This window comes from Micromonospora sonchi (assembly GCF_014646235.1).
Taxonomy (GTDB): Bacteria; Actinomycetota; Actinomycetes; order Mycobacteriales; family Micromonosporaceae; genus Micromonospora; species Micromonospora sonchi.
In genome coordinates, this window is the sequence record NZ_BMNB01000093.1 from 1 (window position 1) to 938 (window position 938).

General features: G+C 72.9%; 1 protein-coding gene. It reads left to right on the forward strand.

The genetic code is table 11. The features are described from left to right. Positions 1-938 (forward strand): acyl carrier protein (locus IEY61_RS30895; RefSeq protein WP_268240709.1); only part of this gene is annotated, 938 nt, incomplete at both ends.

Sequence of the window (938 nt, forward strand, 5' to 3'; positions counted from 1 at the left end):
ACCCACCACAACCGCCTCGCCCGCACCGGCATCACCCCCATGACCCCCACCACCGCCCTCACCCTCCTCGACCACGCCCTCACCACCCACCACCCCACCCCCACCGCCACCCAATGGAACCTGAGCGGGGTACGGGCCCGGGTGAACGCCGGCGAGGACGTGCCGGTGCTGCTGCGCGGTCTCGTCCGGGCGACCCGCCGCTCGGCCGCCGTATCGGCCACCCCGGCCGCCGACGACGCCGGGCTGCGCGAGCGGATCGGCACGATGACCCCGGAGGCGGCCCGGCAGGCGCTCGGCGACCTGGTCGCCACCCAGATGGCAAGCGTGCTGGCCCTTCCGTCGGCCGCCGAGGTCAAGGTGAACCGGACGTTCCGCGAGGCCGGCTTCGACTCGCTCACCTCGGTCGAACTGCGCAACCGGCTTTCCGGCGCGCTCGGCACCAAGCTGGCCGCCACGGTCGTCTTCGACCACCCCACCCCGCGCCAGCTGACCGAACACATACACGAACTGCTCGCCGCCACGGCCACCCCGGCCGCCGCGCCGGCCATCGCCGCGGCACCGGCGGTCGCCGGGCACGGAGAACCCGCGGACGACGATTCCATCGCGCTCGTCGCGATGGCCTGCCGCTACCCCGGCGGCGTCGCCTCACCCGAGGAGCTGTGGAATCTGGTCGCGGGCGGCATCGATGCCATGGCCGAGTTCCCCACCGACCGGGGCTGGGACATGGACGCGCTGTTCCGCGGTACCGGAGTGGGCAGCAGCACGACCCGGTACGGAGGATTCGTCGCCGGAGTGGACCGGTTCGACCCGGGCTTCTTCGGGATCAGTCCGCGTGAGGCGCTGGCCATGGACCCGCAGCAGAGGATCCTCCTGGAAACAGCCTGGGAGACCATCGAACGCGCCGGCATCGACGCCACCACACTGCGCGGCTCGGCCAC